Here is a 14,375-nt window from a genome sequence, read left to right as displayed (position 1 = left end):
CAGCCGATTCAGCCGGGACCGGCGAACTTGCGCATCAGCGCCGCTCTGACATGCCCCGGGACGAAGGCCGAAACGTCGCCGCCGAACTTGGCGATCTCCCGGATGACCGAGGAGGAGAGGAAAGCGTAGCTTTCACCGGGGGTGAGGAAGATCGTTTCGATCTCCGGGCCCAGCGAACGGTTCATGCCCGCCATCTGGAATTCAAACTCGAAATCGGACACGGCGCGCAGACCGCGCAGGATGACGGTGGCCCCATGGGTCCGGGCACAGTCGACCAGCAGCGAATTGAAACCCACCACCTCGACGTTGGACATCCCGGCAACGGCTTCCCTGACCAGCTTCAGGCGCTCTGTGAAATCGAACAGAGGGGTCTTGGCCTTGCTCTCGGCCACCGCCAGGATGATGCGGTCGAAGATGCGGCTGGCGCGGCATACCAGGTCCACATGCCCCAGGGTGATGGGATCGAAAGTACCGGGGTAGATGGCCGTGACGTTCAAACGCGGGACTCCTCGAGACGCTGATACAGACGGTAGGCGACATCGCCGCTGGCTTTCTCCCGCAGCAGCGTCCAGTTGGCCGGGATTCCTTCGGGCGCGGCTCCCGCCTCGGATTCCACATAAATCCGGGCGCATGGCTTCAGCCAGCCGCCATCCTCCAGTCTCCGACAGCACGGACCGACCTGGCCGGTGCGAAAAGGCGGGTCGAGGAAGACCAGGTCGAATGTCTCCGGTTGGCCTGAGAGGAATTTCAAAGCTTGGGCGCACACCACGTTGATATGCCCTGCATCCAGCATCGCACAGGATTGTTTCAAAACCGCGCAGACCTTGGGATTGCGCTCGACCTGGACGACGCGGGCCGCGCCCCGCGAGGCCGCCTCGAAACCCAGCGCCCCGCTGCCGGCGTAAAGATCGAGGCAGACCGCGCCGGCCACGTGGTGTTGCAACCAGTTGAAGACGGTTTCCCGCACCCGGGCGGGAGTGGGGCGCAGGCCGGGCTCCGGCGCGAACCGGATCCGGCGGCTGCGCCACCGCCCGCCGATGATGCGCAGCTCATTGCGCACTTTTGGCGGAGGAGCTCGCGCCCACCAGTACCGTCTGCAGGCGGTCAGGATGGATGCGTGCCTGCCAGACCCGGCGGACCTCGTCCCGCGTCACGGCCTCGATTTTGGGAATGTAAGTCGCCAGGTAGTCGAGCGGCAGACCGTAGAACGCCATGGAGGCGATCTGCTCGACCAGCTTCTGGTTGCTGTCGAGCCGCAGCACGAAACCGCCGACGATGTTCTTTTTGGCCGCCTCCAGTTCCTTGTCGCTCGGCCCTTTGTCGATGAAGTCCGTGAGGGTCTGCAGGAGGACCTCCAACGCCTCGTCGGCCTTCTCGTTGCGGGTCTGCAACCCCATCAGAAACGGCCCTTCGACCCGTAACGGATAGAAGTGGCTGTGGGCACTGTAGGACAGCCCGCGCTTCTCCCGCACCTCCTCGCTGATCCGCGACACCAAGCCGCTGCCACCGAGGATGTGGTTACCCACGTACAACGGAAAATAGTCCGGATCGTTGATGCGCATGCCGGGCTGGCCCGAATACACGTGGGTCTGCTCGGAAGGGAAGACGCGCCTGAGGGTCCGCGCCGGCTGGTCCATGGGCACCGGCGGCAGAGGGGCGGCTGCCTCGCCCGGCGGCAGGCCCGACACCAGCTCGTCGGCGATCTTTTCCGCCTGCGCCCTCTCGATGTCCCCGACCAGCACCACCACTGCGTTCCGGGCCACGTAGAACTTGCGGTAGAAGGCTTCGAGGTCGTCCCGGGTGAGCTTCTCCACGGTGGCGATATGGCCGTCCTTGGGGTGGGCATACGGGTGATCGCCGTACATCGCCTCGAAGAAGGCGATACCAGCCAGGTCGGCGGGTGACTCCTCGCGCTGTTTCAGCGCCAGCAGCACACGGTTCTTTTCCCGTTCGAAGTCTTCCACGGCGAAGCGGGGTCGGGCGAGAATGACCTTGGCAGTCTCCAGCGCCGGCTCCAGCAGGTTCGGCTGGGTCAGGCTGCGCAGCGAGAGCGAGGCATTGTCCCGGGATATCCCGGTGCCCAGTACCGCACCGACGCCGTCCAGACGCTGGGCGATGACATCGGCATTCCAGTCGCCCGCCCCTGTGTCCAGCATCGCGGAGGTCAACGCGGCCAGGCCGAATTGCTCACCGTCGCGGGCACTGCCGGCGTCGAACACCACGCGGACGTCCAACAGCGGCAGGCCCTGAGTCCGGGCGAAATACACCCTGGCCCCGTTGGCCGTAGTCCAGGTCTGGATTTCCGGCAAGGCGAAAACGGCCCGCAGCGGCAGCAGGACGAACAAGAGAACGAGGGCGAAGCGCTTAACGGACATGGCCGCCTCCCATGCCTTCGGCACCTTCCTGGATCTTCACCCCTTCCGGGATCGGCTGTGGTTCGAGATGGGCGATGGTGAGCCCGTCGTCGATCAGGTATTTCCGGGCCACTTCACGTACCTGCTCGGCCGTCACGGCATTGATCTTATCCACGTATTCCTCCACTTTGCGCCACCCCAGACCCACCGTCTCGGCCATGCCAAGCTGCATCGCCTGATAGAACACCGAATCCCTCTGATACACGTTGCTCGCCAGCACCTGGGCCTTGACCCGGGCCAGCTCGTCTTCGGCGACCGGCTCCTCGCGCAGCCGGCGGATTTCTTCCCGCAAAGCCGCTTCCAGCTCCGTCACGGTCTTCCCCTGCGCCGGTGTCCCTTCAAGGGTGAACAGCGGCGACAGCCGGGCATAAAGATCGTAGCCGGCTCCGACGCCCGCCGCGATCTGCTGCCCGCGGACCAGGCGGCTGGTCAAGCGCGCGCTGTTGCCGCCGTCGAGAATGCCGGCTGCCACTTCCAGGGCGTAGGCTTCCCATTCCGCTCCAGCGGTCTTGAGCGATGGGACCTTATAGCCCAGTTCCAGGTGCGGCAGCTTCGCCGGCACCTTGACCACCATCCGCCGCAAGCCGAGCTGTGGCACCTCGCCCTGTGGCTTGAGTTCCGGGAGCTTGGCAGGCTTGAGCGGACCAAAGTACTTGTTCGCCTGCTCGAACACCCCTTTGGGATCGACGTCGCCTACCACCACCAGCGTGGCATTGTTGGGCGCATACCAGTGCTGGTACCAGGTGCTCAGATCGTCCAGCGAGAGGCCGGCCACGTCCTCGGGCCAGCCGATCACCGGATTGCGATAAGGGCTGTTGGTGAAAGCGACCGCTTGGAAATGCTCTTCCATCCGTGCCTGGGGCTGGTCTTCGGTGCGCAGGCGCCGTTCCTCGATCACCACCTGCTGCTCCTTGACGAATTCGTCCTGCAACAGCCTGAGATTGCGCATGCGATCCGCCTCTAGCTCCAGACTCACCGGCAAGCGGCTCCGCTCCAGGGTTTGGAAATAGGCCGTATAGTCCTGCCCGGTGAAGGCGTTTTCACTCCCCCCGTTTGCTGCGATAATGCGGGAAAACTCCCCCGGCGGATGCTTCTTCGTGCCCTTGAACATCATGTGTTCGAGCATGTGCGACACGCCGGTGATACCGCCGTATTCGTAGCTCGATCCGACCTTGTACCAGACCTGCGACACGGCGACCGGCGCGCGGTGGTCCTCCTGAACGAGCACCTTCAGGCCATTGGCCAGGGTGAATTCATGCACCTGGGGCGGTGCCGCCGGCACCGCCAGAGGCAGCGCCATGAGCAGAAATCCGAGTCTCGGGATCGACATTGAACTGAACTCCGTTGATGAAGCGGCCGGCGTGGCCGTCGTGAAGCCGGGGCATTTTAACCCAACCGATTGTTGAGCGATGACGACGAATTCCAGCGCCAAACCGGCTGGCGGCATCTCCTGGCGTACCTATCTGGCTCTGTGCAAGCTGAAAGTGGTGGGCCATATCGTGTTCACCGCCATCATCGGCATGTTCCTCGCCGTGCCGGGCGTGCCGCCACTGGACACCGCCTTCTGGGCCGCACTCGGCATCGGCTTCGCCGCAGCCTCGGCGGCGGCGCTCAACCATTTCCTCGACCGCCACGCCGACGCCGAGATGGCCCGGACCCAGAACCGTCCGTTGCCCGCCGGCGACATCCGCCCGGCCCAGGTCGTCGCTTTCGCACTGGTGCTGGGCATCCTCGCCATGGCGATACTGTTCGCCTTCGTGAACGCGCTGACCGCCTTCCTCACCTTCCTGTCCCTGATCGGCTATGCAGTCATTTACACCGTCTATCTGAAGCGGGCCACCCCACAGAACATCGTGATCGGCGGCGCCGCCGGGGCCGCGCCGCCGGTACTGGGCTGGTGCGCCATCACCGGATCGGTGCATCCCTACGCCCTGCTGCTGTTCTTGTTGATCTTCGTCTGGACACCGCCGCATTTCTGGGCCTACGCCATCGCCAAGCGCGACGACTACGCCAAGGCCGACATCCCGATGCTGCCGGTAACTCACGGTATCGCCTTCACCCAGCTCCACATTCTGCTTTACACCATCCTGCTGTTCCTGGCCGGCCTCATGCCTTATGTCACCGGCATGAGCGGGGAAGTCTACCTCGTCGCCGCCTTGATCCTTGGTGGCATCTTCGTCTACTACGCCCTCCGCTTAAAGCGCAGGGCCGATCCCCGCCTCGCGATGCAGACCTTCGCCTATTCGCTGGTCTATCTGGTCGGCATATTCACGGCACTGCTAGTGGATCATTACATCGCACTGTGAACGGTCGACTTGCCTGCCGGCCGTGGATGCGGCACTGCCGACGGCAGGCATCGGCGGTTCGCGGCGCCTTACCCCGAGCGCCCGTTTTTCGGGTTTCTGCCATGGTTGCCCATGTTCCCAGGATTCGGATTACCATTGCCGGATTCTCCCCGGTCGAGAAACGATGTACACCCAATTCTTCCGGCTCACCGACGCGCCGTTTTCGATCGCGCCGAACCCCCGGTTCCTCTACCCCAGCGCCAAACACCGCGAGGCCTTGGCCCATCTCATTTACGGGATCAAAGAGGAGGGCGGCGGCTTCGTCGCACTCACCGGCGAAGTCGGTACCGGCAAGACTACGCTGTGCCGTTGCCTGATCGAGCAGTTGCCGGAAAACGTCGACGTCGCCCTGATCCTGAACCCCCGCCTCGATGCCGTCGAACTGCTTGCCTCCGTCTGCGACGAGCTGCACATCGGCTATCCGCCGGCAGGCGCCAGTCTCAAAACCCTGATCGATGCCCTGAACGAGCATCTGCTCGCCGCCCATGCCAAGGGACGGCGGACGGTGCTGGTGATCGACGAGGCGCAGAATCTCAGCTTCGACGTGCTGGAGCAGATTCGTCTCCTGACCAATCTCGAAACCAGTGAGCACAAGCTCCTCCAAATCATCCTGATCGGCCAGCCGGAACTGACCCGGTTGCTGGAACAGAAGCAGCTGCGGCAGCTCGCTCAGCGTATCACTGCGCGCTACCATCTGACGCCGCTCACCCGCGCCGAAACCGTCGACTATATCCGACACCGGCTCACGGTCTGCGGCTGCCCGGCACCGCTGTTCACACCGGCGGCGCTGGCGGCGGTTCACCGGCTGTCCGGGGGAATTCCGCGTCTGATCAACATCATCTGCGACCGGGCATTGCTGGGCACCTACGCTCAGGGCAAGTTCCAGGCGGACCGTGCCACGGTCCGGCGCGCGGCCCGCGAAGTCCTGCCGGAGAATCCGCTTCCCCGCTTCTGGCGGCAGCTGCTCGTGGGCGTTGCGGTCATCGTCGCCCTGGGCGCTATGGGGGTCGTGCTCATCGGCCGCACGCCCGGCGGCAAGACCGTATCGTCCACCCCGGAAGCGCCGGCCATACCCGCCACCTCACCAATGGCAGCGCCGGACGCACTCGATGCCGCCGCGCAGAAACCGATGGCACCGGCCGCAGCAACCGGCCGCGCCCGGTTCGAAGACTTACTGAAATCGAAAGGCGTGGACGAAGCCGCGGCCTTTGGCCGGATGTTCGCACTCTGGAACATCGAAGCAGACGCCGGCCAGCCGTGCGCCAAGGCCGAGCGTCAGGGTCTGCGCTGTCTCAGGGAGGATTCCGGCTGGCCGGGCCTGCGCTCGCTGAACCACCCGGCGGTGCTGGAATTCACCCTGCCCGGAGGGGAAAAGCGCTATGGCACGCTGACCGGCATCGCCGGAGGTCTGGTGACCGTGGAATTCGGCGGTGAGCCCGCGACCCTGCCGCTGACGGAAAACCTGCCGTTCTGGGAAGGCAGGTTCACACTGCTGTGGCGTCCGCCGGTGGCGGATGTCACCCTAGTCAGGCCGGGACAGTCCTCACCCGCAGTCAAATGGCTGCGCCAGCATTTCCCCGCGACGAACAAACCCGCCGACCCGCAACGCTTCGACGAAGCACTGAAAGCCCAGGTGGCGGCCTTTCAGAAACAGCATGGCCTGATTGTCGATGGTACCGTCGGACCGCATACTTTCATCCGTCTGCTCAACGAAACCAAGCGTGCCGACGCGCCGCACCTGGAATGACCCCTTCGCCCGGTTAGATCGATGTCCTATATCCTCGATGCGCTCCGCAAATCGGAGCGGGAACGAAAACTCAGCCAACCCGCCTCGCTGGACAGCGTGATCTTCTCACCGGAACCGGCGGGAAGACACCCCTGGCTGCCGTGGGTCCTGGGCGTGGTAGCCGTGGCCAACGTGGCGGCGTTGGGCTATTTTCTGGGGCTGACCTCGGGCACCCCCACGCAGCCCCAGGCCACGACAGACCAGTCGCCGCCAGCTCCGGCCCAGGAAAATCCTCCACGAGCTGCGACCGCCCGGCAGCCGCCCGCGGCGACGGCGCCACCGTTCGCCCGGCGGTTCGGCGGTGCCGACGCGCCCCCCGGAGGACCCCATCCGCGCCTAGCCGCTCCGGCGGCCAGGCCGGCCATGCCACCGCCCGCCGCGGCCCCGGCCGCCGCAGGCAAGCGACCGGCAACCGAGGCCGCAGAGGCAGCGGACGAGGACTCCAAAGACGAAACAATGACGGGGGAAACCGACGACGATACGGCCGAAGTGGACGACGAGCCGGAAACCGATGAGCCTGTGCAGAAAGCACCAATGCCTGCCACGCCCACACCGCGGCGAAATGCGGTTCCCTTGCTCAGCGAAATGCCACCGTCATTTCAGAGCCGGCTTCCTCAGCTCAAGATCAACCTGTTCGCCTACGGTTCACACCCCGATGAGCGCTTCGCCGTCATCAACATGAAGCGGCGTTCGGCAGGCGATACCGTCGCCGAAGGGGTGCGTCTGGAAAGCGTGGACGAGGACAGCCTGACCCTGGTCTTCGAGGGTCAGCGCTTCCGCTTGGAACGCCCCTGATGCCGCTGCACGCACCGCAGCCGGAAACGATTCAGGCGACGAATGCGGCCACCAGCATCATGGCCGCAAGCCACCCCAAAGCCAGGCTGAAACCAGCGATCAGCCCTTCGAACACCGTGGCCAAAAGACGCATGCCAAACATGAGTGGACCCTCCGAATGGGTTGGCGGTTTGCGGGGCTTACAGAACCAATCCCCGGCTGGATGGTAGAAGAGGTTGTGGAGGACTGTCCAGAAGGATGACGCCTGCTGACCTGACCGAAAATGCCGGTTTTCATCCAAACGTCACCGACTCTTAGCCAATCTGTCAATTCCGCTCCGTATCTTCTGCCGAACGTCTTTATCAAGTTCGCGGGAGATCTACGTTGGGAGCACCGGAATCACGCACGAGTCGGCCGGGCCGGCTCACGGCATTCGTCGCGAGAGACGAGGCGACGATCGTTGCTGCACAGAAACTGCGCTACCGCGTCTTCGCCGAGGAAATGGGGGCGCGCCTGCACACGCCCGTCGACGGTCTCGACATCGACGAATTCGACGCCTATTGCGACCACCTGGTGGTCGTGGACAATCGCGAGCACCGCGTCATCGGCAGCACCCGTCTGCTGAGCGACAGCCAGGCCAAACGGCTGGGCCGCTTCTATTCGGAAGGCGAATTCAGCCTGTCCGGCGTTCTCGCCCTGAAAGGAAGATTCCTCGAGGTCGGCCGCACCTGCGTAGACCCGAACTACCGCGGCGGCGCCGTCATCGCCTGCCTGTGGGGCGCCCTGTCGGAATATGTCACACAAGGGGGCTTCGACCACCTGATGGGCTGCGCCAGCATCCCACCGGGGCCGAGCGGTTTTGCGGTGGACGCGGTCTACCGCAACATCGGCGAAGAGCGGCTCGGACCCACGGAGCTGGGTGTCCGGCCCCACCATCCGGTCCCCGCCTGGAAGCGCTGCCAACGCGACGAAAGCGGCGTCCCCCCCTTGCTGCAAGCTTATCTGCGACTGGGTGCCTGGATTTTCGGCGAACCCTGCTGGGACGAGGATTTCGACGTCATGGACGTCTTCGTCCTGCTGAAGATGGAACGCCTGCAAGGGCGCTATGAACGCCACTTCGTCGGAGGCGAGCGGAATGCCGCACTTCAGACAGGCTTATAGGGCCCTCCTGGTGGCGGCCGTCTGCGTGGCTGGCATGGCGGCCGTGGTGCTGCTGTTCCCCCCGCTGCGCATCCTGGGGGAAAGCCGCGCCCAGTGCCTGCGAGACAAGGTGCAGATGGCCTGGTTCCGCGGCTTCCTGCTCATCCTCGGCGTGCAGGTCGAACGGCGGGGCCGGTGGAACCCGAACGCACCGCTATGGGTCGCCAACCACATTTCCTGGCTGGACGTCGTCGTCATCGGCGCCCAGGCTCCGCTGACCTTCATTTCCAAGCAGGATGTCGCCGGCTGGCCGGTGTTCGGCTTCCTCGCCAGCCGCACCGGCACCCTGTTCCTGCGACGGGGCGACCGTGAAGATACCCAGCGGCTCGGTGAGCGGATGACCTGGCTGCTGCGCCAGAAACGCACCCTGCTGCTGTTCCCGGAAGGCACCAGCTCCAGCGGAGAGACCGTGCTGCGGTTCCATCCCCGCCTGTTCCAGCCGGCAAAGCGCGCCGGCGTGGCAGTGCAGCCGGTCGCACTGGCTTATCGGGGCGAGGCCGCCAAGATTGCCCCGTTCGTCGGCGATGCATCGTTTCTTCCACATCTGCTGCAGATGCTGCGGGTTCCACGAACCGTGGCCGAACTGAGTTTCGGCGCCGCCATCGAGAGCGACCACCTCAACCGCGACGAACTGGCCCACGCGGCCCGTCAAACCGTCGTCGGGTGTCTGGGGAAAGGCGAAGCGCGGCGGCAGGTCGCCTGAATCCACGTCCTGGCCGATTCCCGGCCCCCCGGCGTCTCGAAGAGGGCTTGCATCCATGACGTTTTGGCCCGAAAATGCCAGCCATCTACGCAATCACAGCCCGCTGCAGGCACGCCTTTAGTCCAGGGAGCGGGCCGGTGATCACCTACGAGGAGCCGCCCAAGTGAGCAGTGACAAAATCCTTCACGTGACCGACGCTGAATTCGAAGACAAAGTCCTCAAGGCACCCGGACCGGTGCTGGTGGACTACTGGGCCGAATGGTGCGGCCCGTGCAAGATGATCGCGCCCATCCTTGACGAAATCGCCGGCGAATACGAAGGCCGCCTGACCGTGGCCAAGCTCAACATCGACGACAACCCGGCGACCCCTCAGCGCTACGGTGTACGGGGCATTCCCACCTTGATGGTATTCAAGGGCGGTGAAGTGGTCGCCACCAAGGTGGGCGCATTGACCAAATCCCAGCTCGCGGCCTTCCTCGAAGGTAATCTGTAATCTCCCGGGCATTCGCCGTCATTCCTCGGAAGCGAGTGCCCTATTCGTCCGAAGCATCGAGCGCCCCGTTTTTCCCCTGAGCCGGCAGCTTTCTGCCGGATTAACCCTGACCCCAAGTCCAACGGCCTTCCTGGCCAATTCTCCCGGACTTTTTCCATATCCCGATAAATTCCTTAATGGAAACGCATGAACCTCACTGACCTCAAGCGCAAGCCCGTATCCGAACTGATCGAAATCGCCGAATCCCTGGACATCGAAGGCGTCGCCCGAACCCGCAAACAGGACCTGATCTTTTCCATCCTGAAGAAACTGGCAAAAAGCGGCGAAGACATCTATGGCGACGGGGTGCTGGAAATTTTGCAGGATGGCTTCGGATTCCTGCGCTCGCCGGACAGCTCCTTCCTCGCCGGACCCGATGACATCTATGTCTCGCCGAGCCAGATCCGGCGCTTCAGCCTGCGCACCGGCGACACCATTTCCGGCAAGATACGGCCGCCCAAGGACAGCGAACGTTATTTCGCCATGCTCAAGGTCGAGCAGATCAATTACGAACCGCCGGAAAACGCCAAGCACAAAATCCTGTTCTCGAACCTGACACCGCTGTTCCCGGTCCAGCGTTTCGTGCTGGAACTGGGCAACGGCACCACGGAAGACCTGACCGCCCGGGTGATCGACCTGGTCGCCCCCATCGGCAAGGGCCAGCGCGGACTGATCGTATCGCCGCCAAAGGCGGGCAAGACGATGATACTGCAGAACGTCGCCCATTCCATCGCAGAGAAGAATCCCGAGTGCTATCTGATCGTGCTGCTCATCGACGAACGGCCGGAGGAAGTCACTGAGATGCAGCGCAGCGTCAAGGGCGAGGTCGTCTCCAGCACCTTCGACGAGCCGCCCGCGCGCCATGTGCAGGTCGCCGAAATGGTCATCGAAAAGGCCAAACGCCTGGTCGAACACAAGCGGGACGTGGTCATCCTGCTGGATTCCATCACCCGACTGGCGCGCGCCTACAACACCGTGGTGCCATCCTCGGGCAAAGTGCTGACCGGCGGCGTCGACGCCAATGCCCTGGAACGCCCCAAGCGCTTCTTCGGCGCGGCCCGCAACATCGAAGAAGGTGGCAGCCTGACCATCATTGCCACCGCCCTGATCGATACCGGATCGCGTATGGATGAAGTGATCTACGAAGAATTCAAGGGCACCGGCAACATGGAACTGCACCTCGAACGCAAGATCGCGGAGCGGCGCATCTACCCCGCCATCAACATCAACCGTTCGGGCACACGTCGCGAAGAATACCTCGTCGATCCGGACGAACTGCAAAAAAGTTGGATTCTGCGTAAGATACTGCAGCCCATGGACGAAATGGCGGCCAACGAGTTCCTGCTGGGCAAGCTCAAGGATTCGAAGACCAACCGCGAATTCTTCGACATGATGAAACGCTAAGGCATTGGCTTTCAGCGATCCCGGATCAGAACCGCAGGGTATCCGGGATCCCGCACCACCGGGGTGGCGATGAGATCCAGGACGCGCTCCGGCGTCAGGATCGCGGCGGCATCGATGCGGTCCGAGTCTCCCACCTCCCGGAAATAGCCCAGAAAACCGAAGCGGTTGACCGCTTCGAGCAGATCGATCCTGCCGACCCAAAGCGGGATGTCGTTTTCCGCCAGTACGAACCGGCTCGGCCACAGCCGCAGCACCATCCAGCGCCCGCCGTTTTCGGGTCGTAACATACGCAAAGTGTCTTCGCTTTCCTCGTTGAAACGCGCCAGTACCGGCCAGTCCTCCGGTCTCGCTCGGGGATTGAACCATTGCAGTCCCGACCGCCAGGACAACGGCGTCGCCATGCGCCAGCCCAGCTTTCCGAGGTTCTCCCGAATGGCTTCCAGAGTGCTCGCCCACTGAATCGGCAGAGGCTGATGCGGCCGCCCCAACGGCTGCAGCCGGCAGGCCGGCAGTCGTCTCCAACCGTCCGCGAGCCACTCGGCGGTCGTCATCCGCTGCACGAGCGGGGCGTGCACGAATTCCGCCGGCCCGTGCCGCATGGCTTCGACGGCCAGCACCAACGTCAGGCAGGCCGTCACCAGCGATGCAGCAGCCGGCGACGACGCTTTCGCTTCGCAATGCCTGCGGCAGGCGATTCCCAGCGGAATCAACCAGGCCAGACCGATCGTCAGAGCGAACAGCACCGCAGGTAATTCGCCGCGGTCCAGGTAAATGCGGGCAAACCCCAAGGCCGCAACCAGCGCCGCCGCCACGGCGTACACCACCCGCCCCCCGACCTTCCGGAATGCTGGCGCCAAAAGAACCGCGACAAAGCCAAATGCCACGCATCCGCGCAACACATGGGGGTCGAACGGCGGGGAGGCAAAGACGTGGTCTCCCATCCAGCCCAGCGAGAGCGCAAAGATCGCTGCAATCACCCCATGGGCAAGGGCGACGAACGAACGCTGGTAACCCAGCCAAAGCCCCAGGACACCGAGCTCGAGCAGCAGGGCGTCGCGGCTCCCCAGCGACTCCAGCACCGTGAAGCCATAATCCGCCGCCGGCGTGCGCCAAGCGGCGAACGAAACGGGTAGCGGCGGAACCGTGAGCAACCGTGCCCCGGCGAAAACCACCGCGAAGATGAGGCCGCCGACCAGCGCCAGACCTCCGTAGTCCCGCCGCTCGGAATCGAGCAACGGCAGCGTGATGCGACCGAGCAGACGATGGTCCCTGGCGATGCGGAACATCAGCAGGATCAGGTCGCGAGTTCTGGGTTGAAGGATCGCATAAACCCGTACCGTCACCCACACTGCGAACCAGAGCAGTGCGATGAGTGCGAGCCCGAGGCCGACCAGCCGGGCCGTCGTTCCCGAGGCCAGTTCCAGCGATGCGCCGAACAGGACACCAGGAGCCAGGAACAGTGGAACCCACAGGGCCGCCGCCACGGCGCTGTAGCCGACGAAGCGGCCCGGCGGCATGCCGGCCATGCCGGCCACCAGCGGTACGATGCCGCGCACGGCGCCGAAGAACCGGCCGAACAGGACGCTATGACCGCCGTAGCGGCGGAAGAAACCGACACCACGCTCCAGCACGGCCGGGAACCGGCTGAATGGCCAAGTGGTCCGGATCCGCTGGCGATGGCGCCAACCCAGCCAGAAACTGACGCCATCCCCCAGGAGAGCACCACTCAATGCCCAGGCATAAGTGGAAACGAAATCCATCGTACCGCCACCCACCAGCGTGCCGAAAGCAAAGATCAGGATTGTGCCCGGCAGCAGCAGGCCGACGACCGCAAGCGATTCGGCCAGAACGATGGCGAACACCGCCAGCCCGGCAAGATGCGGGTGCTGGTCAACCCACAGGTGGACGGCTTCCAGGCTCAAAGCCCGGCGAATACCCGCTCGGCCGCGGTGAGGGTACGGTCCAGGACCTCGTAGTCGTGGGCCGCAGACACGAAACCTGCCTCGAAAGCAGATGGCGCGAGGTAGACACCCTCTTCCAGCATGCCATGGAAAAACCGCCGGAAACGCTCCTGGTCACAGGCCATGACCTGGTCGAACCGCCTCACGCCCTCCTGTTCGGTGAAGAACAGGCCGAACATGCCGCCGACCCAGTTGACACTCAGGGGAATCCCCGCCTGCTCCGCCCGGACCCGCAAGCCTTCGGCTAAGTGGCGGGTCTTTTCCGCCAGCTCGTCGAAAAACTTCGGCTGCGAGATCAGCTCCAGGGTCTTCGATCCGGCCGCCATGGCCACGGGGTTACCCGACAGCGTGCCGGCCTGGTACACCGGCCCCGTCGGCGCGAGCTGCGCCATGATGTCGAGCCGCCCGCCGAAAGCCCCGACCGGCATGCCGCCCCCGATGACTTTGCCCAGTGTGGTCAGATCCGGACATACGCCGTAATGCGCCTGCGCACCCCCCAACGCCACCCGGAAGCCGGTCATTACCTCGTCGAAAATCAATACTGCGCCGCTTGCATCACAAACGTCGCGCAGGGTCTCCAGGAATCCCGGAACCGGCGGCACACAGTTCATGTTGCCCGCCACGGGTTCGACGATGATGCAGGCGATCTCGGCCCCGTGACGCGCGAAGACCTCCCGCACTGCGACGGCATCGTTGTAAGGCAGGGTCAGGGTGTGCTCCGCCAGGCTGGGTGGTACACCGGGCGAGCTGGGCACGCCGAGGGTGAGAGCGCCGGAACCGGCTTTGACCAGGAGCGAATCGGAATGGCCGTGGTAACAGCCCTCGAATTTCACGATCTTGTCGCGACCGGTGCAGCCGCGAGCCAGCCGGATGGCGCTCATGGTCGCCTCAGTACCGGAACTGACCATCCGCACCCGGTCCAGCGACGGCACCAGTGCGCAGACCGTCTTGGCCATGGCGGTTTCGGCCACGGTGGGCGCGCCGTAGCTCAAGCCCCGATCGACCGCGGCATGCACTGCCTTCAGCACCTCCGGGTGGGCATGGCCGAGCACCATAGCCCCCCAGGACCCGACGTAGTCGATATAGGCCTTGCCATCCACGCCATAAAGATAAGGGCCTTCGGCGCGTTCGACGAACACTGGCGTCCCCCCCACGCCGCGGAAGGCGCGAACCGGGGAGTTCACGCCGCCGGGGATGAAGCGGCAGGCATCGGCGAAAAGAGTGGTGGAATCGAGCATGAACTGGGTTCTCCGAAA

Annotated in this window: 13 protein-coding genes; 7 read left to right on the top strand and 6 right to left on the bottom strand. The window is 64.2% G+C overall.

Going from position 1 to position 14,375, the window contains the following annotated elements; genetic code table 11:
* Window positions 1–8: 8 nt before the first annotated feature.
* Genes coaD through N4J17_RS05875 form a run of 4 tightly spaced genes read right to left on the bottom strand, consistent with a single transcriptional unit; the run spans window position 9 to window position 3,744 of the window.
* The gene (coaD, locus tag N4J17_RS05890) at window positions 9–497 is read right to left on the bottom strand and encodes a pantetheine-phosphate adenylyltransferase (protein ID WP_198322107.1); all 489 of its coding nucleotides are present in this window, start codon (window positions 495–497) and stop codon (window positions 9–11) included.
* Window positions 494–1,060: a 16S rRNA (guanine(966)-N(2))-methyltransferase RsmD gene (gene rsmD, locus N4J17_RS05885; protein WP_198322108.1), complete on the bottom strand. Its 567-nt coding sequence runs from the start codon at window positions 1,058–1,060 to the stop codon at window positions 494–496. Before rsmD ends, coaD begins: the two co-directional genes overlap by 4 nt.
* Window positions 1,050–2,375, bottom strand: a complete 1,326-nt coding sequence (locus tag N4J17_RS05880; protein WP_198322109.1) for a M16 family metallopeptidase — start codon at window positions 2,373–2,375, stop codon at window positions 1,050–1,052. The genes rsmD and N4J17_RS05880 overlap by 11 nt, the downstream gene beginning before the upstream one ends.
* A complete protein-coding gene (locus tag N4J17_RS05875; RefSeq protein ID WP_198322110.1) occupies window positions 2,365–3,744 on the bottom strand; it encodes a M16 family metallopeptidase in 1,380 nt (459 codons plus the stop codon). Before N4J17_RS05875 ends, N4J17_RS05880 begins: the two co-directional genes overlap by 11 nt.
* A gap of 79 nt (window positions 3,745–3,823) precedes the next feature.
* Here N4J17_RS05875 and cyoE point away from each other — a divergent pair, with 79 nt between their 5' ends.
* The 7 genes from cyoE (at window position 3,824) to rho (ending at window position 11,158) form a co-directional block, all read left to right on the top strand.
* Window positions 3,824–4,720, top strand: coding sequence for a heme o synthase (cyoE, locus tag N4J17_RS05870; protein WP_198322111.1), 897 nt, complete (start codon window positions 3,824–3,826; stop codon window positions 4,718–4,720).
* 163 nt (window positions 4,721–4,883) lie between these two features.
* Complete coding sequence (locus tag N4J17_RS05865) at window positions 4,884–6,506, top strand: ExeA family protein (RefSeq protein ID WP_198322112.1); 1,623 nt, start codon at window positions 4,884–4,886, stop codon at window positions 6,504–6,506.
* 21 nt (window positions 6,507–6,527) lie between these two features.
* Window positions 6,528–7,340 (top strand): general secretion pathway protein GspB, encoded by an 813-nt coding sequence (locus N4J17_RS05860; RefSeq protein WP_198322113.1) that lies wholly within the window; start codon window positions 6,528–6,530, stop codon window positions 7,338–7,340.
* Between the two features lie 363 nt (window positions 7,341–7,703).
* Window positions 7,704–8,480, top strand: a complete 777-nt coding sequence (locus N4J17_RS05855) for a GNAT family N-acetyltransferase (protein ID WP_198322114.1) — start codon at window positions 7,704–7,706, stop codon at window positions 8,478–8,480.
* Window positions 8,455–9,222: a lysophospholipid acyltransferase family protein gene (locus N4J17_RS05850; RefSeq protein ID WP_198322115.1), complete on the top strand. Its 768-nt coding sequence runs from the start codon at window positions 8,455–8,457 to the stop codon at window positions 9,220–9,222. Before N4J17_RS05855 ends, N4J17_RS05850 begins: the two co-directional genes overlap by 26 nt.
* Before the next feature lie 163 nt (window positions 9,223–9,385).
* Window positions 9,386–9,715: a thioredoxin TrxA gene (gene trxA / locus N4J17_RS05845; RefSeq protein WP_198322116.1), complete on the top strand. Its 330-nt coding sequence runs from the start codon at window positions 9,386–9,388 to the stop codon at window positions 9,713–9,715.
* A 186-nt stretch (window positions 9,716–9,901) separates the two neighbouring features.
* Window positions 9,902–11,158 carry a transcription termination factor Rho gene (gene rho, locus N4J17_RS05840; RefSeq protein ID WP_198322117.1) on the top strand — a complete coding sequence of 419 codons (1,257 nt, stop codon included), beginning with the start codon at window positions 9,902–9,904 and terminating at the stop codon, window positions 11,156–11,158.
* Window positions 11,159–11,169: 11 nt separating this feature from the next.
* Here the strand turns inward: rho and N4J17_RS05835 are convergent, their stop codons facing one another.
* Both N4J17_RS05835 and hemL read right to left on the bottom strand, forming a co-directional pair.
* On the bottom strand, window positions 11,170–13,080 hold the full coding sequence (locus tag N4J17_RS05835) for a VTT domain-containing protein (RefSeq protein ID WP_198322118.1): 1,911 nt from the start codon (window positions 13,078–13,080) through the stop codon (window positions 11,170–11,172).
* Window positions 13,077–14,357, bottom strand: a complete 1,281-nt coding sequence (hemL, locus tag N4J17_RS05830) for a glutamate-1-semialdehyde 2,1-aminomutase (RefSeq protein ID WP_198322119.1) — start codon at window positions 14,355–14,357, stop codon at window positions 13,077–13,079. Before hemL ends, N4J17_RS05835 begins: the two co-directional genes overlap by 4 nt.
* Window positions 14,358–14,375 lie beyond the last annotated feature (18 nt).

The sequence above is a fragment of the Methylococcus capsulatus genome, assembly GCF_036864975.1.
Classification (GTDB): domain Bacteria; phylum Pseudomonadota; class Gammaproteobacteria; order Methylococcales; family Methylococcaceae; genus Methylococcus.
This window is presented reverse-complemented; position numbering and strand designations above follow the sequence as displayed.